17 protein-coding genes are annotated in these 20,821 nt (G+C 38.0%); 7 read left to right on the top strand and 10 right to left on the bottom strand.

All coding sequences use genetic code 11. From position 1 onward, the window contains the following. Positions 1–119 precede the first annotated feature (119 nt). The 8 genes from HX005_RS16805 to HX005_RS16840 are packed head-to-tail and all read right to left on the bottom strand — an operon-like array spanning position 120 to position 7,886. A complete protein-coding gene (locus tag HX005_RS16805; RefSeq protein ID WP_286378232.1) occupies positions 120–980 on the bottom strand; it encodes a hypothetical protein in 861 nt (286 codons plus the stop codon). A gap of 15 nt (positions 981–995) precedes the next feature. Beyond that, positions 996–2,075 carry a 3-dehydroquinate synthase gene (gene aroB / locus HX005_RS16810; protein WP_286378233.1) on the bottom strand — a complete coding sequence of 360 codons (1,080 nt, stop codon included), beginning with the start codon at positions 2,073–2,075 and terminating at the stop codon, positions 996–998. 25 nt (positions 2,076–2,100) lie between these two features. After that, the gene (aroK, locus tag HX005_RS16815; RefSeq protein WP_286378234.1) at positions 2,101–2,643 is read right to left on the bottom strand and encodes a shikimate kinase AroK; all 543 of its coding nucleotides are present in this window, start codon (positions 2,641–2,643) and stop codon (positions 2,101–2,103) included. A 36-nt stretch (positions 2,644–2,679) separates the two neighbouring features. Beyond that, positions 2,680–4,845 (bottom strand): type IV pilus secretin PilQ, encoded by a 2,166-nt coding sequence (locus tag HX005_RS16820; protein WP_286378235.1) that lies wholly within the window; start codon positions 4,843–4,845, stop codon positions 2,680–2,682. Positions 4,846–4,865: 20 nt separating this feature from the next. After that, complete coding sequence (locus tag HX005_RS16825) at positions 4,866–5,393, bottom strand: pilus assembly protein PilP (RefSeq protein ID WP_286378236.1); 528 nt, start codon at positions 5,391–5,393, stop codon at positions 4,866–4,868. A gap of 2 nt (positions 5,394–5,395) precedes the next feature. Beyond that, the gene (locus tag HX005_RS16830; RefSeq protein ID WP_502872765.1) at positions 5,396–6,139 is read right to left on the bottom strand and encodes a type IV pilus inner membrane component PilO; all 744 of its coding nucleotides are present in this window, start codon (positions 6,137–6,139) and stop codon (positions 5,396–5,398) included. A 56-nt stretch (positions 6,140–6,195) separates the two neighbouring features. Continuing rightward, positions 6,196–6,828 carry a PilN domain-containing protein gene (locus HX005_RS16835; RefSeq protein WP_107008407.1) on the bottom strand — a complete coding sequence of 211 codons (633 nt, stop codon included), beginning with the start codon at positions 6,826–6,828 and terminating at the stop codon, positions 6,196–6,198. After that, complete coding sequence (locus HX005_RS16840) at positions 6,828–7,886, bottom strand: pilus assembly protein PilM (protein WP_107008408.1); 1,059 nt, start codon at positions 7,884–7,886, stop codon at positions 6,828–6,830. The genes HX005_RS16835 and HX005_RS16840 overlap by 1 nt, the downstream gene beginning before the upstream one ends. Positions 7,887–8,047: 161 nt before the next feature. Here HX005_RS16840 and ponA point away from each other — a divergent pair, with 161 nt between their 5' ends. Next, a complete protein-coding gene (gene ponA, locus HX005_RS16845) occupies positions 8,048–10,630 on the top strand; it encodes a penicillin-binding protein PBP1a (RefSeq protein WP_286378238.1) in 2,583 nt (860 codons plus the stop codon). 242 nt (positions 10,631–10,872) lie between these two features. On the opposite strand, the gene HX005_RS16850 is transcribed toward ponA, so the two are convergent. Further along, positions 10,873–12,459, bottom strand: a complete 1,587-nt coding sequence (locus tag HX005_RS16850) for a TerC family protein (RefSeq protein WP_107008410.1) — start codon at positions 12,457–12,459, stop codon at positions 10,873–10,875. A 355-nt stretch (positions 12,460–12,814) separates the two neighbouring features. On the opposite strand from HX005_RS16850, the gene HX005_RS16855 reads away from it, so the two are divergent. After that, on the top strand, positions 12,815–13,438 hold the full coding sequence (locus tag HX005_RS16855; RefSeq protein WP_286378239.1) for an LOG family protein: 624 nt from the start codon (positions 12,815–12,817) through the stop codon (positions 13,436–13,438). Positions 13,439–13,496: 58 nt separating this feature from the next. Here the strand turns inward: HX005_RS16855 and HX005_RS16860 are convergent, their stop codons facing one another. Continuing rightward, on the bottom strand, positions 13,497–14,468 hold the full coding sequence (locus HX005_RS16860; RefSeq protein ID WP_286378240.1) for a hypothetical protein: 972 nt from the start codon (positions 14,466–14,468) through the stop codon (positions 13,497–13,499). 259 nt (positions 14,469–14,727) lie between these two features. Here HX005_RS16860 and mdtD point away from each other — a divergent pair, with 259 nt between their 5' ends. The 5 genes from mdtD (at position 14,728) to creC (ending at position 20,744) form a co-directional block, all read left to right on the top strand. Continuing rightward, the gene (gene mdtD, locus HX005_RS16865; protein WP_286378241.1) at positions 14,728–16,119 is read left to right on the top strand and encodes a multidrug transporter subunit MdtD; all 1,392 of its coding nucleotides are present in this window, start codon (positions 14,728–14,730) and stop codon (positions 16,117–16,119) included. 76 nt (positions 16,120–16,195) lie between these two features. Beyond that, positions 16,196–16,942, top strand: coding sequence for a glycoside hydrolase family 25 protein (locus HX005_RS16870; protein ID WP_502872764.1), 747 nt, complete (start codon positions 16,196–16,198; stop codon positions 16,940–16,942). A 136-nt stretch (positions 16,943–17,078) separates the two neighbouring features. Further along, positions 17,079–18,134, top strand: coding sequence for a DNA polymerase IV (gene dinB, locus HX005_RS16875; RefSeq protein ID WP_286378242.1), 1,056 nt, complete (start codon positions 17,079–17,081; stop codon positions 18,132–18,134). Between the two features lie 420 nt (positions 18,135–18,554). Then, positions 18,555–19,277: a two-component system response regulator CreB gene (creB, locus tag HX005_RS16880; protein ID WP_286378243.1), complete on the top strand. Its 723-nt coding sequence runs from the start codon at positions 18,555–18,557 to the stop codon at positions 19,275–19,277. A gap of 3 nt (positions 19,278–19,280) precedes the next feature. Next, positions 19,281–20,744, top strand: a complete 1,464-nt coding sequence (gene creC / locus HX005_RS16885) for a two-component system sensor histidine kinase CreC (RefSeq protein ID WP_286378244.1) — start codon at positions 19,281–19,283, stop codon at positions 20,742–20,744. Positions 20,745–20,821 lie beyond the last annotated feature (77 nt).

Here is a 20,821-nt window from a genome sequence, read left to right on the forward strand (position 1 = left end):
AAATCTTATAAAAATAAAGTATCTTTTAATATTCTGGCTTTATTTTACCTATCTTTATTTGCACCATTTTTGTGCTATTGCTTTTATTTCGCTCCAAATTTGCTCTATTTTAGCACCATTTAGTTAAATGGATCACTAATTTCATGCGTTACTGGCTTTTTTTCTGTCGTCGTTGTTGATGTATTGGTAGGTGCTGTTTGTGACTGTGTCGTTGCTACAGGTTTTTTAACTTCTGCCGTTTCTTCTTTACGAGGACTTACAGCTGCGCTTGTATTTGTTGTTGTGCTACGTTGTGGCTGCTGTACAACAGGCTTAGGTTGAGCAGCCAGTAAGGTTTCATCAATGATAGGTAATGGTGCAGATCTTAAGTTAATGGCATATAACTTATTTCCACCAAGCATTTCATCTGAGCCCAGATCATTCACCAAACTTGAATAAGCTTCTAAATTTACAACTCTAGGTTGAATTGAAGGTGGAAGTTTTAAAGCAGCAAGTTGCTGTAACCCTGCTTTCGCTTGGTCATCATTTTTATAGACACCATATGCAACAACATATTGCTCTGCTTGATCTTCTGCACTTAAACGAAAATAAATAAAATTTTTACGATCAGTTTGCTTAATTAAAAATCCACGAATCACATCTTCATTTGAAGATTTAAATAATTCTACGATGTAATTTTTTTTATTTTCGTCAAAAAAGCGATTACCACGAAATTCTGGCTCATGATCTCCTGATGCCACGACACGTGTTGTCAATTCTAGTGGTCGTACTTCATCCATCAATGCACCAAGATGAGTCGTTGCAGCCACTTTTTCAGGTTGAATTTGTACTTGAGTTTCTTCTATAGGATTGACAACTTCAACCAATTCTTTGGTATCTGTTAATGCCCAAAAAATTAGTGCTGCAACAAAGCACAGCAATCCTATAATTAACCAAATATATTGTTGAATATTTTGCCAATTTTTTCGAACTGCTGCCATGTAAAACGTACCTTTTTATATTTGATTCGCTAGAATTGCTTGCTTCATCAGCTCAACATCAAAGTCTTTCGTGATGACGGCTTGACCAAGTTGCTTCAGTAATATTAAACGAAGTTGCCCATTTAATACTTTTTTATCATGCGACATAAATGCTAAAAATTCATCAAGTGGAATTTTAGGACATACTATAGGTAATTTCGCACGTTGTATGATTTTTTTTGTACGCTCAAGATCTTCAATCGAAATCCATCCCATACGTTGTGATAAATCCGCTGCCATCACCATACCTGTTGCAACAGCTTCACCATGTAACCAAACCCCATATCCCATATAAGATTCAATTGCATGACCAAAAGTATGACCGAGATTTAAAAGAGCACGTTCTCCTTGCTCTTTTTCATCATTGGCAACAATACGTGCTTTATGCGCACATGAACGGTAAACAGCTTCTGCTAAAAGTTCAGGGTCCTGGGCAACCAAACCATCTATATTTGCTTCTAACCACGTTAAAAATTGTTCATCCCCAAGCAAAGCATATTTAATAACCTCTGCTAAACCCGCTGATAATTCACGTTCAGGTAATGTTTTTAACTGTGCCATATCGGCTAAAACAACTTGAGGCTGTTGAAATGCACCAATCATGTTCTTGCCTAAAGGATGATTAATACCCGTTTTCCCTCCCACACTTGAATCAACTTGAGATAACAAAGTGGTCGGTACTTGGATAAAATAAACGCCTCGTTGGAAACAAGCTGAAGCGAAACCAGCCATATCACCAATCACACCACCACCCAAAGCCAACACAGTACTATCACGATTAAAATTCGCTTCAAGTAATGCATCAAAAATCAGGTTTAAATGATTAATATCTTTATATTTTTCACCATCAGGCAAAATACAAGTCGCAACTTTTTTACCTAATTTTTCAATTGACTCAACATAATGATTTAAATACAACGCTTGTACAGTCGTATTGGTTACAATCATCACTTGCTGTCCTTTGATGTAAGGCTCAAGTAATTGTTGTGGATTTAAATGACTACCAATAAAAATTGGATAACGACGATCACCAAGTTCAACATGTAAAGTTTGCATGAATACCTATGCCTAACAACTCGTACTAAATAATTTCTTTTGAAATAATCAATTGTAAAATGCGTTGTGCTAAATCTCGTGCCGCACCTTGATTAGTCTCAATAATATAATGAGCAACATCACGATAAAGTGGATCTCTTATATTCAGGAGCTCTCTCAGTTTTTGTTCAGGATTTTCGACTTGCAATAAAGGACGATTCTTATCTCGATATGTTCTTTGTAATTGAAGCTCTACAGGTGTATATAAATAAATTACAATTCCACGATTTTTTAAATAATCTCGATTTAGAACTTGAGTGACTGCACCACCGCCTGTTGCTAAAACTAAATTTTGTTTCTTGGTTAATTCATCTATAACTGTAGACTCTCGAGAGCGAAATCCGTGTTCACCTTCTTTTTCAAATATCCAAGGAATTGTTGCGCCAGTTTTGCGCTCAATTTCATGATCACTATCTAAAAAATCACGCCCTAACAGATCTGCCAAATGTCGACCAACAGTGGTTTTTCCTGCTCCCATTGGCCCTACCAAATATAAATTTGGTAGGGAATCAAACTCTTTGCTTGGCAAGGAGTCACCTATTGAATTGCTTTCATTGAAAGTATATTAATGATTTCTGCTACGACTGTCATTAATAATTCTTGGTGTAACAAAGATTAACAACTCACGTTTATTATCTTTTTTCACATCTTTTCGGAATAAGCTTCCGATATATGGTAAATCACCAAAGAATGGAACCTTAGTCGTGGTGTTCTGAGTTTCTTGCTCAAAAATACCACCCAATACTACAGTTTCACCATTATCCACCAACACATTGGTATTGATTTCATTCTTATTCAAAATGATTTCCCCATTTGGTGCAACACCACCTGCAGAATCACTACTAATATTCAACTGCATTTGCACTTTACCATCAGGTGTAATACTTGGTGTCACATCTAAACTAAGCAAAGCATCTTTAAATTCTGTAGTTGCAGTTGATCCTGCTGCTGAGTTTGTCGTCGTGGTATATGGGATTTGTTGACCAGAAGCCACTTTAGCTTTTTGTTTATCTGCCGTCATGACCTTTGGCGTAGAAATCACTTCACCATAACCATCAGCTTGTAAAGCGGAAAGTTCTAAATCAAGCATAAAGTCAGACAAGCTAATTAAACCAAATGCGATTTTACCCGCAGCATTTGCCACACCTAAATCGACGTTTAAGTTTTGCGGTCTTGTAATCGTATATTTACCTTCATCATCAGGTGTCTTTAAATCCCAAAGTGTTTGATCACTACCACCAACAAGTAAGTCATTATTACGCGTTACACCCTGAGAAAGAATGCCCCACTTCACGCCCATTTCTTTGGAGAAACCTGTAGATGCACGAACAATACGAGCCTCAATCATCACTTGTTTTACAGAAACATCAAGCAGATCAACCATTTTACGAACTTTATCAATATTTGTAGCCGTATCATTGATAATTAAAGTATTGGTTCGTGTATCAGCAACTGCACTGCCGCGTGAGCTGAGTAAACTTTCAAGGGCTAGAGAAGTATCATTTGCCGTTCTATTTGCTTCCGCCCCTTTACTATTACGTGAATCTTCTAATAACTTTAATACATCAGCAACTTTGGCATAACTTAGCTGAATATATTCAGTTTGAATTGGTGCAAGTTTTATACTTTGAGCAATCGCTTTTGCTTCATCTTCTTCAGATTTGATTAGCTCAGGTACAGGTGCGATCCAGATCACATCACCACTGCGACGTTTATCTAAATTTTTCGTTTTAAGAATAATATCTAATGCTTGATCCCAAGGTACATCTTTTAATCGCAAGGTAATATTGCCCTGAACTGAGTCAGCAGCAACCATATTTACCCCTGTAAAATCTGCAAGAAGTTGTAAAACACGTCTAACTTCAATATCTTGGAAGTCGAGTGAAATCTTCTTACCTGTATATGATTGGCTAGACGCTGGCTTATTTGGTCGTGTATCTTCAGGTCTCTTTAGACTAATCGTCAGTTTATTTTCAGCCTGATAAGCCATGTATTCATAGCTACCTGTAGACTGAATCGTAATCACACCATTACTGCCATCATTATGTGCATCAATCGTTGCAACTGGTGTAGCAAAATCATTGACATTCAAACGACGAATCAAATGTGCTGGAATTTTATTGCCTAAGACACGAACAACAACTTTACTGCCTTGTTGCTGAACATCTACAGGCGTATTCACACCAGCTAAATTAATGCTGACTTGACCTTCACCCTTATTTCCACGTTGGAAACCAATATCAGCCACACCTTGAGCAGGTTGTGTGACTTTTGGTCCTAAATTTTCCAAGGCATTGGTTTGATTTGCACTATTAATTTTTAAAATAAAAGTGTTACCTTCAACACGTGTTGTAAATGCACCACTATTATTTAAATTAACAGTTAAACGTGAACGCTTCTCATCAGAAGCAACATTAATCGAAGATGCCTCAGAACTTGATACAGGAATTGCAGTTTGGCTCAGTGCTGGCTTTGTATCATTAAAATCGAGTACCAAACGAGATGGTGATTCTAATTGATAAGCTTGAGGTTGTGGTGGTAAGCCATTGAACATTACACGAATTTCAGTACCTTGTCCTGGTAGCTGCATAGGTACAATGTTCGTCATTGTTACTTGTGCTGCCGCAGCTTGCATCACTGCGATTGACACTGCTGCCATCGAAAATTGACGTAAATAAGTGTTCATAAATATGCCGTCCCCACCCCAAAAATTTTTAATACTATTTTTCATTGTTATTCCTTCATTCATTCTCAATCTAATTGACCGATAAGTATCAAACTACGAGGTCTTTCAATATAACCGTCTCTGCCGTCTGGTACGATTTCTAAAAGATCAATTCGAGTTGGATTGATTGAAATAATTCGCCCTTGATTCATCCCCAAATAATTACCTTTTTGCACACGTTCCACTTTGCCATCAGGTGTTTGGATTAACCCAACAATTTGCCCACTCTGTGCTTTCATACTGCCTTTGAAATTTAAGCTTTCAAGCGCATAACTTTCTAATTGTTCAAGTTGTCTAGCAAGATTTGGATAAACCCTTTTTCCAGCCATAATTTTGAGTTCATTTGCCAATGAACTTGGTAAAAATGGGCTACGTAATTGTTGTGCCGAATAGTCAAAACTTGGAACAGCATCAAAGCTTGGTGCTGGCTCAATCGGTAAAGGTGGCTGACTACGAATCGAAGCCATCTGTTGGTTCACCGCGTCAATACGTGAATCACACCCAACAAGAACAACAGCAAGAGAAATGCCGCCGATCATTTTAAATAAATTCATGCTTACTTTCTCCCCGTTTTACTTGTTGTATTTGAAGAGTCACTTGAACTTGACGTAGCTGCAGGTGAAGCTGAACTTGATGGAACAGCAGGAGCCACACCAGCTTGTGTGGTATTATCTGTTTTCACTGTTTCAATATCAGTACCAATATAACGATAAGTTTTTGCTTTTAAAGAATAGTTTACTGTTGGAACATCAGATTTACTGTCTTTTGCTTGCTCTGCTGTAATCGTAAAGTCATGTAAAGTTACAATACGCGGTAAAGCCGCAACACTACTCACAAAGCGACCAAAAGAGTGGTAATCCCCTGTTGCTTCAATTGCGATAGGTTGTTCAATAAAGAATTCTTGTCGAACTTCACTTTCAAGTCGAATATTTTTAAATTTCAGACCTGAGTTTACGCCTGTCATATTAATATCTTCAACTAAATCAGGAACTTCAGTTTCTTTAGGAAGTTGCTCAAGTTGTTGAGTAAAATCAATTTGCATTTGTTGTAACTGAGCTTGATACTGCTGTAAATTTCTCAGTTTAGAATCTTTTTCTTTAAACTCATTTAATAAAGTTTGTTCTTGTGCTCGTGCTGAATCAATCGCATCTAGCTTAGGCTTAATGACTAAAAAATACCCAATCGCACACACAACAAAAAGAATAAACAACCAACAGGTAATTTTGACCGAAATAGGCCAACTTCCATAGTTGTTCATATCAAGTGTGTTAAATTGTTGAAAAAATTTATCAACCGACATAGATTTCTTTTTTGGTGTATCTTTTACCGAATCTATTTTATCAAGTTCTTGGCGACTCATTTAACACCCCCAACTGCTTGAGTTTGGTCAGGATCTGTTGTTGCAGGTTGTGCAATTTCTCCAAGATCCACACTCACAACAAAACTTCCATAAGACTCTTCAGCTCTTGGTACAACTGATGTAGTCGGTTTATTTTTATTTTCTTCTGCCGCAAGGAATGAGTTCATAAACGCATTTCTATACCATTCTGAAGCTTCTAAACCACGCAGTAAATCAGCAACTGTATTTGGGCTTTCAGCTTTTCCTTCAATCGTAAATTTATCTCCAACACGAGTAAATTTCGTAATGTACATTGCTGAAGGAACCACACGCACTAACTCATCGACTAAACGCACAGTTACAGGACGTTGCCCTTGTAAACCTTGAATGAGTTTCATCCGTTCAATAATGGCATTTCGTTGTTCTTGCAAACCATCTAATGTTTTTAATTGTGTATCTAAGTTTTGATTGGTACTTACAACCAGTTGATTTGCTTGTTCTTGGTCATCCAATCTGTCATTGAAATATAACCAAGCCAATAATACGATGATAAACCCCAATACAGCGATTCCAATACTAATCGCAACAAATTGCTTTTTTCGTTGTTCTCTTAGTTCTTCACGCCATGGGAGTAAATTAATCTTTGCCATTAATCAAAACTCCTCATTGCTAAGCCACACGCAACCATCAATGATGGTGCATCATTTTCTATTTTTTTAAGGTCAATTTGTGGAGAAAATCCCATTTGTAAAAATGGATTTGCCACCGTGACACGGTAACCTAATTTTTGTTGTAATAATTTCGCAAGTCCAGGGATATTTGCATTTCCACCAGCCAATAAAATATGGTCAATTTCATTAAACTGTGAAGATGAGAAAAAGAATTGTAAAGAACGCGCTGCTTGTTGAACGACGGCTTCAAGAAATGGAATCAGAACTTCTGTTTCATAATCATCAGGTAAAGTACGGTCTTTTTTCGCACGCCCAGCTTCTTCAAAAGACAAGCCATAACGACTTTGCACATCTTGAGTGAGCTGTTTGCCACCAAAAACCTGTTCACGAGTGTAGATAATTTTGCCATTTTGCATCACTGAAAGTGTTGTCATCGTATGACCGATATCTAAAATACCGACCATATTTGCACCCATTGGCAGTGTATCTGAGAACACCTCAAAAGCACGTTCTATACAATAGCTTTCTGTATCTGCAACTTTCGCTGTAAGTCCTGTCATTTCTAGAACTTCAACACGTGAATCCACATTTTCAGTTCTTGTTGCAACCAAAACAACATTGACCCGATTTGGGTTTGCTAATTTGTCAGGTAAAACTTCAAAATCTAGGCTCACTTCATCCAAAGGAAACGGAATGTATTGCTCTGCATCCATACGAATCTGAACTTCACGCTCATCATCATTCATGTCTGCATCCATTTCGATCACTTTTTGGATGACCATAGAGTTCGTCACTGCCACAGCCGCGTTCATAGAGTGAGGATTCGCAAGGTTAACCGCACGCTCTAAAGCATCGGATACCGCTTCTGGGTTGAGAATATTCTTTTCAACCACACTTCCATCTAACAATGGACTTAGTCCATAGCTTTCCACCCAATAACGACCGTTCTTAACAGAGAGTTCTAATATCTTTACAGAGGTCGAACTAATATCTACCCCTATAAGCCCCTTAACTTGCTTACGACTTATTCTAAGCACGATTAAATTCCTATTATTTTTATCCCCAAAAACGTCACAAACCGATTGCAGTTGGTCTAAATTTTTTATAGATACAATAAGTCATCTAACAATCTGCTAAATGAAAAGCTATACTGACCGTCAATTAGTTTGCTATTAGCTCTTATTAAAACTTACTTGTTATGAAAAAGCTATCTCGTTCAGGGTATGTTCATCCATTTTTTTTGCTGATTATCATTATTTTAATAGCAATACCGATGGGTTTTTATGGAATGTACCTCTATATTGCGCCATCATTACCAGAAATGAGCTCTTTAAAAAAGGCGCCATTACTTAAACCTATGCAGGTATATACTGCTGATAATCAATTAATTGCAGAGTATGGCGGCAAACTTTCTGTACCTGTTGAATACAATCAAATACCCAAAAATTTTATTCATGCATTCTTAGCTGCTGAAGATTCTTCATTTTTTGAACATAGCGGTGTAAGTTTTAAAGGTTTAGGACGTGCTGTCAGTGAATCTGTCACTGGAGGTGCCCAAACAGGTGGTTCAACCATCACCATGCAAGTTGCAAAAAACTATTATCTTTCTCCTGAACGAACCTTAAAGCGAAAGTTAACTGAAGTTTTTTTAGCGAGAAAAATTGAACAGAATTTATCTAAAGAAGATATCATGACGCTTTATGTCAATAAAATTTTCTTAGGTAAAAATGCTTATGGTATCGCAGCGGCTGCGAAGATTTATTATGACAAAAATTTAGATCAACTTAGCATTGCGCAAATGGCAATGATTGCAGGTCTACCGAAAGCACCCTCAAAATACAATCCTGTTGCAAATCCTGAACGTGCTTTAGAGCGTCGTAATTGGATTTTGGGGCGTATGTTACAGTTAGGCTATCTCAACCAAGCTCAATATCAAAAAGCAGTGGCTGAACCAATTAATTTAAGTATGCCTGCTCGTGGAATTAGTAATAAATTTCCATATGTAGGTGAAATGGTTCGCTCTGAATTGGTTGAAAAATTTGGTGAATTAGCAACTGATTCTGGTTATAAAATTTACACAACAATTGACAGCAAACGTCAACAATATGCTGAAGAAGCTGTTCAAAAAGGTTTAGAAGATTATGATCGTCGTCATGGTTGGCGCGGTCCTGAAGCGCATGACAAACCACTCAATGAGTTTGTTGCCTATGCCAATACCTATCCAGCACAAGTTGTTAAAGTTTATGCCAATAGTTTTGATGCTTTAATGCAAGATGGTTCAAAAGTCACTGTGCCATGGTCAGGTATGTCGTGGGTTCGCCCTTATCGTAATGCCAACAGTGTCGGCGGTGGTTTTAGTCGTGCTTCACAAATCGTTAAAGTCAAAGACATTATTCGCCTTCGACCAAATGAAGAAAAAACGGCATGGTCATTGGTTCAAGTTCCTAAAGTACAGGGGCAATTGATTGCCATTAATCCAAATGATGGTGCAATTGAAGCTGTCGTTGGTGGATATAATTTTTATCAGTCTAAATTTAACCGTGCTTTGCAAGGCTGGCGTCAACCAGGTTCAACCATTAAACCATTTATTTATGCTTTAGCGCTTGAGCGTGGTATGACCCCTTATAGTATGGTGAATGATAATCCAATTACCATCGGACGTTGGTCGCCTAAAAACTCTGATGGTCGTTATTTAGGGATGATTCCTTTACGTCGTGCTTTGTATTTATCTCGTAATACTGTTTCTGTACGTTTATTACAAAGTGTTGGCGTTGAACGTGCTCGACAATTGTTGATGGACTTTGGTTTACAAGAAGATCAAATCCCTCGTAACTTCACGATTGCATTAGGTACACCACAAGTATTACCTGTGCAAATGGCGACAGGTTATGCAGCAATTGCAAATGGAGGTTATCGTGTTCAACCACATTTCATTAGCCGTATTGAAGATGCCTATGGTAAAACCATTTACGAAGCTAAGCCAGAATATGCTTGTATTTCATGTATTAACGAAAAGAACGATACAGTAGATGCTGAAGCGACTACACCAGATGATGAAGTCATTGAAATGACCAATCAGACTTTAGCTAATGAAGAAAAAACTGAGCAAAAAGAACTGAGTAAAGAAGAACAAAGTAAGTATCGTCAAGCACAACGTATTTTAAAATCTCAATCTGCTTTTGATATGGCAAATATCTTACGTGACGTAATTGTGCATGGTACAGGTCGTGCCGCTTTAAAAATCGGTCGTGATGATATTGGGGGTAAAACAGGAACGACCAATGATGCTAAAGATGCTTGGTTTGCTGGCTTCAATGGTAAATTAGTGACGATTGCATGGGTTGGTTTTGACAAACCATCAACACTTGGTCGTCGTGAATATGGTGGTATTGCAGCCTTACCGATTTGGACAAACTTTATGGGTAAAGCCCTAGAAGGCACACCATCAGCATGGGTTCGTTTAGACAAGGATGCTAAAGACCCTGTAGCACGAGATCAACGTGATCAAGCAGCAAGTGAAGATAATTCTCAGGCGAAGAAAGATCAATATCGTACTTCTCCACCATTGGCTCGACCAATTTATCGTCCTGCACCTGTTGTACCTGTTCGTAATCCATCAAATGACTTTGATGATTTACCAGGTCAAAGTAATGATGTTGAAAAAGTACTTGCACCTACGCGTCAAGCTCCACCTGCAATGAATAATCGTACTCAACAACCATCAACACCACGTCAAGAATCTCATGATTCCTTAGAAAACTTGATTAATGAAGTTCAATAAAGAGTCATAAACTAGAAATAAAAAAGAGCGTATTTGATATACGCTCTTTTTTTTAAATCAAATATGACTCATATCGGTGTTGATCTTATTTCTATACATCTTTTAGTACATGTGCAGAGTGAACCTTAAATTTGAATCATCTATTTTGAGGATAAAACGCTACTTAAAAACCACCAGTTCATTATTTTTTATATAAAAAAATAAGCTGCATAAGCAGCTTATTTAAAAAATGGTGTGTAACATTAATCATCTTGCTTCTGTTCTAAAGCAACAATATGAACTTTGTCAATTTTGTGACCATCCATTGTGACGACCTCAAATAAATAACCATCCGCCTCTAGGCGTTCGCCATTTTGCGGTAATCGTCCTAAATGGAAAAGAAGATAACCTGAAAGCGTAGAATATTGCTCAGACTCATCAACCAAGTCACGACCTAGTAATAATGAAACATGACGAATATCCGTAGACCCTTCTAACATTAAAGAGCCATCTTCTAAACTTTCTGCCGCAGCCTCTAATTCATCTTCGTCAGGAAATTCACCTGCAATAGCTTCAAGTACATCAATTGGTGTCGCAATTCCTTCAATTGATCCATATTCATTCAATACAATTGCCATTTGCAAGGGTGCTTGACGTAATTGTTCCATCACCATCAAAACTTGTGCATTTTCATGCACAATGACAGGCTCGCGTAGATGTTTTTCAAAATCTAGAATACCTGTTTCAATATAGTCATTTAACACTTTATGCGTGGGAACAATCCCTGCAATATTATCTAATTCGCCATGCGCTAAAATGAGACGGGAATGTGCCATCGACATTAGGTTTTCTTTAATTGTGGCTTCATCTTCATCCAAATCTAACCATTCCAACTCTGGGCGAGGTGTCATTACCGATTTAACAGGACGCTCAGATAAACCTAATACGCCTTGTACCATTACGCTATGGTAAGCACTATTTTCTGAGTCAAAAATTTCATCTGCCAATGCTTGTGTTGCTAAAACATCATCAGCCTTACTATTTTGATTGTCTGAATTTGAAGTGCTTTTTCCACCAAGCATACGCAGTACTGCCGATGCAGTACGAAAACGTAAGTCTGTCGTTGTGACCATTTTTTCTTGATTTTTACGCATCGTTTGGTTGAAGAACTCAATCATCACAGAGAAGCCAATTGCAGCGTATAAATAACCTTTTGGAATATGGTAGCCAAATCCTTCGACGATCAAGGAGAAACCAATCATCATCAAGAAACAAAGGCATAAGATCACAATAGTTGGATGCTTATTGACAAAATCCATCAATGGTTTAGATGCCCATAGCATGATTCCAACTGCTATCACGACAGCAATCATCATCACAGAAAGCTCTTTTACCATGCCTACCGCAGTAATAACACTATCTAAAGAGAACACCGCATCAAGCACAACAATCTGAACAATCACCATCCAAAAGGCAGCATGGACAGGGTTTTCTTCTTTAATTGCGCCATGCCCTTCAAGTTGTTCACGAAGTTCCATCGTACCTTTGAATAGTAAGAAAACCCCACCAAAGAGTAAGATTAGATCACGCCCAGAAAATGGGTGTTCAAGAATATGAAATAGTGGTTTCGTTAGCGTAATCACCCATGCAATAGAAGCAAGCAGCACCATACGCATACAAAGTGCCAGCATCAGACCGACGATACGTGCTTTATTACGCTGCTCTGGTGGTAGCTTTTCCGCCAGAATAGCAATAAAAACGAGGTTATCAATACCTAGAACTATTTCAAGTACAACAAGCGTGGCTAAACCAACCCATGCTGATGGATCAGACATCCATTCAAAAATCATGGTGAACCTCCATGTTACGGTGATGCATTAGATTTTTGAATAAAATAGAATTTAGATTCAATTGATGGAATGCTTTTGTTATAGATAAAAAATGTATTTTTTCGGAGCGACTACAACCACTACCCATGTTCATTCAGATGTTGTAAAACAGAATTGAATTATATCAAGACTCTTTAGGAATTCATCTTTTTTTTCAAAATCTATAATAATTACAATCAAAGCCAAACCGAAATATCAATTACATTACAAATTATTGCAAACTAAACATAACTTGATGCAATCTTGTCATATTTATACCGTAGAATAATAATGAAAAATAAAGGTTTAAGATGATAAAGAAGGTGAAAAATAATTTATGAATAATGTATTAGCAAATCCAATTTCAACCACTCTCCCTGTTGAACATAAAGCAACTCAAGTTTTAATTGCATTGTATTGTGGTTCTCGTTTTGGTCATAACCCAGTGTATAAAGAAAAGGCAATCCAATTGGCTCAAGGTATTGCAGAACATGGTTTTGGTATTGTTTATGGTGGTGCAAGTATTGGTTTAATGGGGCAAGTCGCAGATACTGTCACTGAGCATGGCGGTGAAGTTGTAGGTGTTATTCCTGAGTTTATGTTGGACTACGAAGTTGCACATAATCATTTAACAGAACTGCATGTCGTCGAAAATATGCATATGCGTAAGGCAATGATGGCAGAGCGTGCAAGTGCTTTTGTCGCATTACCTGGTGGTTTGGGTACTTTTGAAGAAATTTTAGAAATTGCAACTTGGGGACAACTGAATCAACATCAGAAACCCATGATGCTCTATAACGTAAATGGCTTTTATAATCATATGATTGCGCAACTTGATCATGCCGTACAAGAAGGCTTCTTGCCTCCTCAGCATCGTGCAAAATTGATTATCTGCGAAACAGAAGCTGAGATTTTTAGTGCGATTAAGAATCTACAAACACCAAAGAAATTTGTTATTTAAACTCAACATCATAGAGATAAAAAAAATCGAGCAATTGGCTCGATTTTTTATCTTTTATTTAAAGTAAATTTTCAATCCAGTGATATGCCCACGGTAACACCAGTGCAAGTAAAATACTCACCACTAAACCAAACAATAACTTCATCGCATCTTTACTGACATTACGTGAAGTGCGGTATTTATTGACTTCGTGTAAATGCATCGCCATTGCAAATTCCCGACCTGCAAGCAAACCTAAAAACACCCATGTTGTGCTCATTGGAATATTGCTGAGTTCCTTAAACACCAACAAAATTAATGCATACATAAAATCAATAATGGTCGCAGAACGAATATCTTGCACACCCGTTTTTGTATCAATAATATTTTGAATGGCTCCACCACGTTGATAAAACACCATTCCTAATAAAATAATAAATACAGCGATGGCAAATAACATAAACCAAAATGGAACAACACGCGGAACATAAACAAAAATATTGGCTAAATCTTGGATCAACCATTGGCTCCATAAAAAGCCTGTTGCTACCCATTGAATGCCAACCCACTTTTTAGAGGTCGCTTGATGGCGTGTTTCATGAAAGTAAATTGTGACTTTTTTCATCACAAAGCGATAGATAATAATTCCAACAATAAATGCGACGGCATACCCCATCATTGACTTGGTCAGCATCGCACTTAAACTGGTTGGAGAAAAAATCGTGAGGACTAAAAAAGTTGTACTTACAGGAATACCAAAGCGTGTTAAAAACAATAAAATCAGCGGTGGAATGATATATAACCATGTCATTCCTTCCTTAGGAAAAGGTATCGTTTCTAAACGCCCATAAGATGCATCACCTATACCTGAAACCCACCAACCATATAATAAAACTGTCGTTAAAATAGTGCTGGTATATAACCAAAGGATCCACCATGGACGATGTGCATTCGATGAAATAAACGTGCCTAATGTCTGAGGTACATCATTGCCAACAATTGAGTAAGCAGCGAGACAAAAGCCGATGATCATCAATATATCAATGCTCATTGCACCAAACCTCGAGTCAAATGCATAAAATCACATTCTTCATTTTGATAAAGTGTGCGAGATTATGACATTTTCATAAATTTTCAAACTTTTAATTTCTCATATTTTGCAAAAAGTTAAAAAATATACAAAAAATTGGCTCAATCATTCGCTCAAATATATATAAAATTTCATACTTTAAGAAAACAATCTTTTCTTACAGATTTAACTTGATGATTGTTCTACACTATTCATCCGATTGGTCAAATTCAATACAGCCATGACTGCCACGCCACTGCATCAAAAGTTACAACCTGAGTTCTATCTCTTGGTCTTTTTAGTTTCTATTGGCTTTTTTATGCAAGGACTGGATACGACCATTATTAATACTGCTCTTCCTGCAATGGCGAAGAGCTTACAGGAAGACCCATTGCGTATGCATGGTGTGGTCATTAGTTATGTTCTTTCCGTCGCAGCCTGTATTCCCCTCAGTGGTTGGCTGGCTGACCGTTTTGGTGTACGAAATATCTTTTTTTCTGCCATCGTCATTTTTACTGTCGCATCATTAGGATGTGCATTTTCCAATGACTTTAATATGCTGATCGCTTTTCGAGTGCTGCAAGGCATTGGTGGTGCATTGTTATTGCCTGTTGGGCGTCTTGCTATGCTGAAAATTATTCCTCGTGAACAGTTTTTGTCTGCCATGAGTTTAATGAGTCTCGCAGGGCTGATGGGACCTTTAATGGGACCTATTCTTGGTGGATGGTTGGTTGAATTTGCTTCATGGCATTGGATTTTTTTGATTAATTTGCCTATCGGCTTATTAGGTATTTTCGTGACTTTTAAAGCCATGCCCAATATCACTGAGCCAACAATTAAAAAGTTTGATTTTAGTGGTTTTATACTCTTAGTCATTGCAATGGTTGGACTCGCACTGGGTATTGAAAATATCACCAGTCATGAAGTTTCTCGCTATTTTAGTATCGGTTTATTGACTGCAGGTGTATTGGCAGCATTCATTTATGCTTACCATGCTCATACCCATCAAAATGCCTTATTCCGCAGTAAATTATTTAAAAATAAAATTTTTGCTATTGGGATTTTAGGTAATTTTTTTGCACGTTTTGGTAGTAATGCCATTCCCTTTATTTTGCCATTAATGCTGCAAGTTGCCTTTAAAATGGAACCCTTTATGACAGGGGTTATGCTCACACCTATTGTGCTCGGTTCGTTATTTTCCAAACCCATTATTCGCCCGATCATCTCCAGAATTGGTTATCGTCGCTTATTGCTCGTCAACACTGTCCTTGTTGGTGCTTGTATCGCCAGTTTTGCCTTAACCAATGCTGATACACCAATATGGTTAAGAACATTACATTTTTTTGTTTTTGGCACCTTAAATTCATTGCAATTTGTCGCAATGAATACCTTAACACTCAAGGATTTACCACAGCAAGATGCCAGTAGTGGCAATAGTTTTTTATCCATGATCATGATGCTGTCGATGAGTATAGGTGTTGCTTTAGCGGGGACTTTACTGAATGTCTTTACAAGCTATTTTGGTGAAGCAAAAATTACTTTAGCATTTCACAGCACGCTCATTTGTTTAGGTGCTATAAATATTATCACCGCCATTATTTTCTATCAGATTCCGAAAAACCGTATCATTTAAACTTTGTAAAACAACAAAGATCGTATTGAGATGTCGATCACGTTAAACTATCGGCATCCTCTGTATCAGAACTACAATGTCAAAAAAAACCATTATCAAACAGCAAACTCTAATCCGTTATAGTGCCATGACTTTGGCATTGTGTTGCTGTGTGTTAATTTTATATTTGACATTATTCCATCACAATGTCGCTTCTGCTGAGCCTTATCCAATCCAAGGGTTTGATGTTTCACACCATCAAGGCAAAATTGATTGGAAAAAAATTTCACCAGAGCAATATCAGTTCGTTTATATAAAAGCCACTGAAGGAGGTGATTATCAAGATGATCATTTTCAAAAATATTGGCTAGAGGCTCGTGAAAGAGGCATGCGAGTAGGTGCTTATCATTTTTTTCGTCTCTGCCGTGAAGGTAAAATTCAGGCTGAAAATTTTATTCGCAGTGTGCCGAATAAGCCAGATGCTCTGCCGCCCGTGATAGATCTAGAATATGACAGTAATTGCATCAACACTTTTACCAAAGAACAGTTACTGAAACAAATCAAGATCATGCATGATCAACTGCAACAACATTTTGCTAAACAACCGATTTTTTATACCTCTAAAAATTTTTATAACATTATTTTAATTGGAGAGTTTAAAAATACGCCCATTTGGATTCGTGAATATCAAGATCAACCCGACTTAAAAGATGGTCGCCCTTGGACATTTTGGCAACGCAGTAATCAAGGCAAAATTCAAGGTATAGCCAAACCTGTAGATTTAAATGTTTTTCATGGCGATTTAGATGAATGGAAAAGGTTTTTAGAGCAAAATCATCTTTAAGTTTCGTCTTTGCATGATTTTTTAAAAACTTTAAAAGACAATTGATGTCGCAGTAAACATCCCAATTCACAATTTCTCGTCCGATTTATCATGAGATCAGTTAGAATCATTCCACAGCGATTTGATACTGTGTTTTATGAGAAAAATCATTCATATTGATATGGATGCTTTCTACGCTTCCGTCGAGTTGAGAGAGCGACCAGAATTAAAACATTTACCTGTGGTGATTTCCTCACACCATCCTCGGGCGGTGATTGCGGCAGCGTCTTACCCTGCACGTGCATTTGGTCTACGCTCAGCTATGTCCATGTCACAAGCCCGCAAATTGTGTCCGCAAGTGATTGTGATTGAACCGCATTTTGATCAATACCGTGCCGTGTCCAGCCAAATTCATCAAATTTTTCAGCAATATACTCACTTGATTGAGCCTTTATCTCTGGATGAAGCCTATCTGGATGTCACAGAAAATCTGCAAAATATTCCAAGTGCTACTGAAGTGGCAGAACAAATTCGTGCTGATATTTTCAGGCTGACTGGGCTGACCGCTTCCGCAGGTGTCGCACCAAATAAATTTCTTGCCAAAGTTGCCTCTGACTGGCATAAACCCAATGGAATTTGCGTTATTAAACCCAGTCAGGTACAGCACTTTATTCAGAATTTACCGCTAAAAAAAATTCCAGGTGTGGGCAAAGTTACACAAGAAAAATTACATAGCCTCAAGCTCGAAACTTTAGGAGACTTACAAAAAATTGAAGAAAACATTCTGATTCATCATTTTGGAAAATATGGCAAACAATTATTTTTATATGCTCAAGGCATTGATGAACGTCCCGTTGAGGCTGAACGCCAACGTCAGCAAATTTCCAATGAAACCACCTTTGATGATGATCTGACCTTACAGCAGTGCACACCTCATTGGAACCAGCTCATTGAACGAGTATGGCAAGCTTTAGTCAAAAAACAACTTCAAGCACGTGGCGTAACGGTTAAACTCAAGCTTAAAAATTTTCAGGTTTTACAACACAGTAAAAGTTTTAAACAGGCACTTAGTTCACAGCAAGATATGATTCAGGTGGTACAGACTTTATTAAGTGAAATGCAAATTGCTGAACATTTACAGTTTCGTCTGATTGGTGTTGGACTTTATCAACTCGCTGAAGCCCAACAAGAAAGCCAACTTTCTTTATGGTAAAAATGAGTTAACGGGCTCATCATGATTTTCACCTTATACTTTTGGCTATTTTTAAAGCAAAAGAACCTATTTTGTACAAATATTTACCCTGTTTACGCTAAATTAGAGTAATCTATTCCACGCGCTACATTATCCATGTAGTAGCTGAGAGATCAAAAGTCACCAATACTTTTGCTCTGCTGTCCTGTGATTGGCGTGACGATCAAATCCGAATGTTACAGGGCGCTCAGACGATCTTGATGGATAAATTCATGATTTCAAATTCGCTGTGCAACGCCTCATTATAAAAATACCCTTCCCCAAGCTATCAATCAAAACACTGCTCTATTTTTAAAGTTCACCTAAACTTCACTGAAATGATTCGCCTAAAAAATTAAAATTCAGTACACTCAAACTGATTTTCAAAGATATTTCAGCAATATGAATAATAAAAAACAGATTCTGTGTGTCGAAGATGATGCCGCAATTTTAATGCCACTGCGTTATGCACTTGAACGTGAAGAATGGCAAGTGACCTGGGCAAATACAGGGCTTCAGGCGATTGACGCTATTCAGCAGCAAGCTTTTGATTTTATTATTTTAGATATCGGCTTACCTGATTTAAATGGTTTTGAGGTCTGTAAAAAAATCCGTCAGTTTAACCATACTCCCCTGCTGTTTTTAACCGCCCGTGATGATGAAATTGATCGGATTGTGGGGCTGGAAATTGGAGCGGATGATTACTGTACCAAGCCCTTTAGTTCTCGTGAAATTGTCTCTCGAATCAAAGCCATCTGGCGCAGAATGGAAATACAGGCACAATTACAAGCTGTGCAAAACACGTCTGATTCAAGCACTCAGTTGAGTTCATCCACTGTTTGGCAGTGTGTAGATGAAGCTTTGCAAATTAAATATTTTGGAACGCTGCTGCAACTGACCCGCTATGAATATCGTCTGCTTAAATTGTTGATTGACCGCCCTGAACAAGTCTTTAGTCGGCAACAGTTAATGGATCATGTCTGGGAGCATCCTGAACATAGTTTAGAAAGAACTGTAGATACACATATTAAAAGTATCCGTAATAAGCTCAAACAAATTGCACCCGAACAAGACCCGATTGAAACCCATCGTGGTTTTGGCTATCGCTTAAAACGGATCAGCTAAAACATGTCTATCTTCATTCGTATCTGGTTTTTCTTTGGTTTGATCATTTTGCTCGGTTTGTGGTTCATGTCTTATACATTTAACCAGCAAGTCAAACCCAATGTACGTCAGGTGGTCGAAGATACTTTAGCGGAAAATGCCAATATTATTGCCATGTTGGTTGCACAAGATGTATATGAGCATCAGGTCAGCACTCCGCAGTTCGATGAAAAAATTCAAAAAGCACTGAACCGTAAACTGAATGCCACCATCTGGCAGCACAATAAAAAAGAAATTAACCAACAGATTTATATTACCGATGCCAAAGGCATTGTCATTTATGATTCTCAGGGCATTGCGACAGGTCAGGACTATTCCAGATGGAATGATGTCTATCTGACCCTGCAAGGTAAATACGGCGTACGCTCAACCCGCAGTTATGCAGAAGATAGTGACAGCAGTACCATGTACATTGCAGCGCCAATTTATTATCAGGTCAATCAACAACAGCAACTGATTGGGGTGGTCAGTATTGGTAAACCGAACAGCTCGGTACAACCCTATATTCAACGTTCAGAAAATCAATTATTTCAACAAGCCCTTTGGATTACCTTACTGAGTTTATTTTTAGCCAGCTTAGTCGCTTATTGGCTGAAGCACAGCATTGATCGGGTACGTAAATACGCACAGGCACTTGCACCTGTCAATCAGACGCCACATTTCCGTTCGGCACAGGAGCTGAATCTTGTGGCTCAAGCCATTGAAACCATGCGGGAAAAACTTGAAGATCGCGCCTATGTGGAACACTATGTCAATACACTGACCCATGAACTAAAAAGCCCGCTGACTGCCATTCAAGCCAGTGCCGAACTGCTCAAAGAAGATTTGCCACTACATGACCAACAACAGTTTGCCACACATATTCATACCCAAAGTCAGCGTTTAAGAAGCCTGATTGATCGAATGTTATTGCTGACCCGACTGGAAAAATCCAAACATCAGCTTGAGCTGCAAACATTTGATCTGGCTGAACTCATTCAACAAGTGCTCGACCAACACGCCAGTCAGTTGCACAGTAAAAATATACAGTGTCTACTTGATCTGGATGCTCAGTGCATGATGATGGCTGATCGTTTTTGGATTCAACAAACCCTCGCCAATCTTCTGGACAATGCCCTCGATTTTTCCGCAGAATCGGCCAAAATTCTGATTCAGTTACACCGACTGCCTCAGCAAAAAACAGCACTGTATATTTTTAATGAAGGAGAATGGATTCCTGATTATGCGCTAAGCCAAGTCTTTGAAACCTATTTTTCTCTACCCCGCCCTGTATCACAGCAACGCAGTTCGGGGATTGGTCTAAGTATTGTCAAACAAGTGATTGAGCAACATCATGGGCAAATTCGTATTGAAAATGTTCAAAGTAATCACATTGCCCGACTACAACCTCATCAGCGTGGTGTGATGGTCAAAATTCAATTGCCTTAGAACATTGATCCAATCAAAATTCACCTAAACTTCACACAAAGCTCAACCGCAACGCAAATAAAGTACACAACGCTTTT

This window comes from Acinetobacter sp. R933-2 (assembly GCF_030325485.1).
Lineage (GTDB): Bacteria > Pseudomonadota > Gammaproteobacteria > Pseudomonadales > Moraxellaceae > Acinetobacter > Acinetobacter sichuanensis.

What these genes read in the sequence shown, in the direction of transcription:
- ponA (WP_286378238.1), top strand. Translation starts at nt 8,048, where the DNA reads ATGAAAAAGCTATCTCGTTCAGGGTATGTTCATCCATTTTTTTTGCTG.
- aroB (WP_286378233.1), bottom strand. Translation starts at nt 2,075, where the DNA reads ATGCAAACTTTACATGTTGAACTTGGTGATCGTCGTTATCCAATTTTT.
- dinB (WP_286378242.1), top strand. Translation starts at nt 17,079, where the DNA reads ATGAGAAAAATCATTCATATTGATATGGATGCTTTCTACGCTTCCGTC.
- creC (WP_286378244.1), top strand. Translation starts at nt 19,281, where the DNA reads ATGTCTATCTTCATTCGTATCTGGTTTTTCTTTGGTTTGATCATTTTG.
- HX005_RS16835 (WP_107008407.1), bottom strand. Translation starts at nt 6,828, where the DNA reads ATGGCAAAGATTAATTTACTCCCATGGCGTGAAGAACTAAGAGAACAA.
- HX005_RS16830 (WP_502872765.1), bottom strand. Translation starts at nt 6,139, where the DNA reads ATGTCGGTTGATAAATTTTTTCAACAATTTAACACACTTGATATGAAC.
- HX005_RS16860 (WP_286378240.1), bottom strand. Translation starts at nt 14,468, where the DNA reads ATGAGCATTGATATATTGATGATCATCGGCTTTTGTCTCGCTGCTTAC.
- mdtD (WP_286378241.1), top strand. Translation starts at nt 14,728, where the DNA reads ATGACTGCCACGCCACTGCATCAAAAGTTACAACCTGAGTTCTATCTC.
- HX005_RS16870 (WP_502872764.1), top strand. Translation starts at nt 16,196, where the DNA reads ATGTCAAAAAAAACCATTATCAAACAGCAAACTCTAATCCGTTATAGT.
- HX005_RS16805 (WP_286378232.1), bottom strand. Translation starts at nt 980, where the DNA reads ATGGCAGCAGTTCGAAAAAATTGGCAAAATATTCAACAATATATTTGG.
- HX005_RS16825 (WP_286378236.1), bottom strand. Translation starts at nt 5,393, where the DNA reads ATGAATTTATTTAAAATGATCGGCGGCATTTCTCTTGCTGTTGTTCTT.
- HX005_RS16820 (WP_286378235.1), bottom strand. Translation starts at nt 4,845, where the DNA reads ATGAAAAATAGTATTAAAAATTTTTGGGGTGGGGACGGCATATTTATG.
- creB (WP_286378243.1), top strand. Translation starts at nt 18,555, where the DNA reads ATGAATAATAAAAAACAGATTCTGTGTGTCGAAGATGATGCCGCAATT.
- HX005_RS16850 (WP_107008410.1), bottom strand. Translation starts at nt 12,459, where the DNA reads ATGATTTTTGAATGGATGTCTGATCCATCAGCATGGGTTGGTTTAGCC.
- HX005_RS16855 (WP_286378239.1), top strand. Translation starts at nt 12,815, where the DNA reads ATGAATAATGTATTAGCAAATCCAATTTCAACCACTCTCCCTGTTGAA.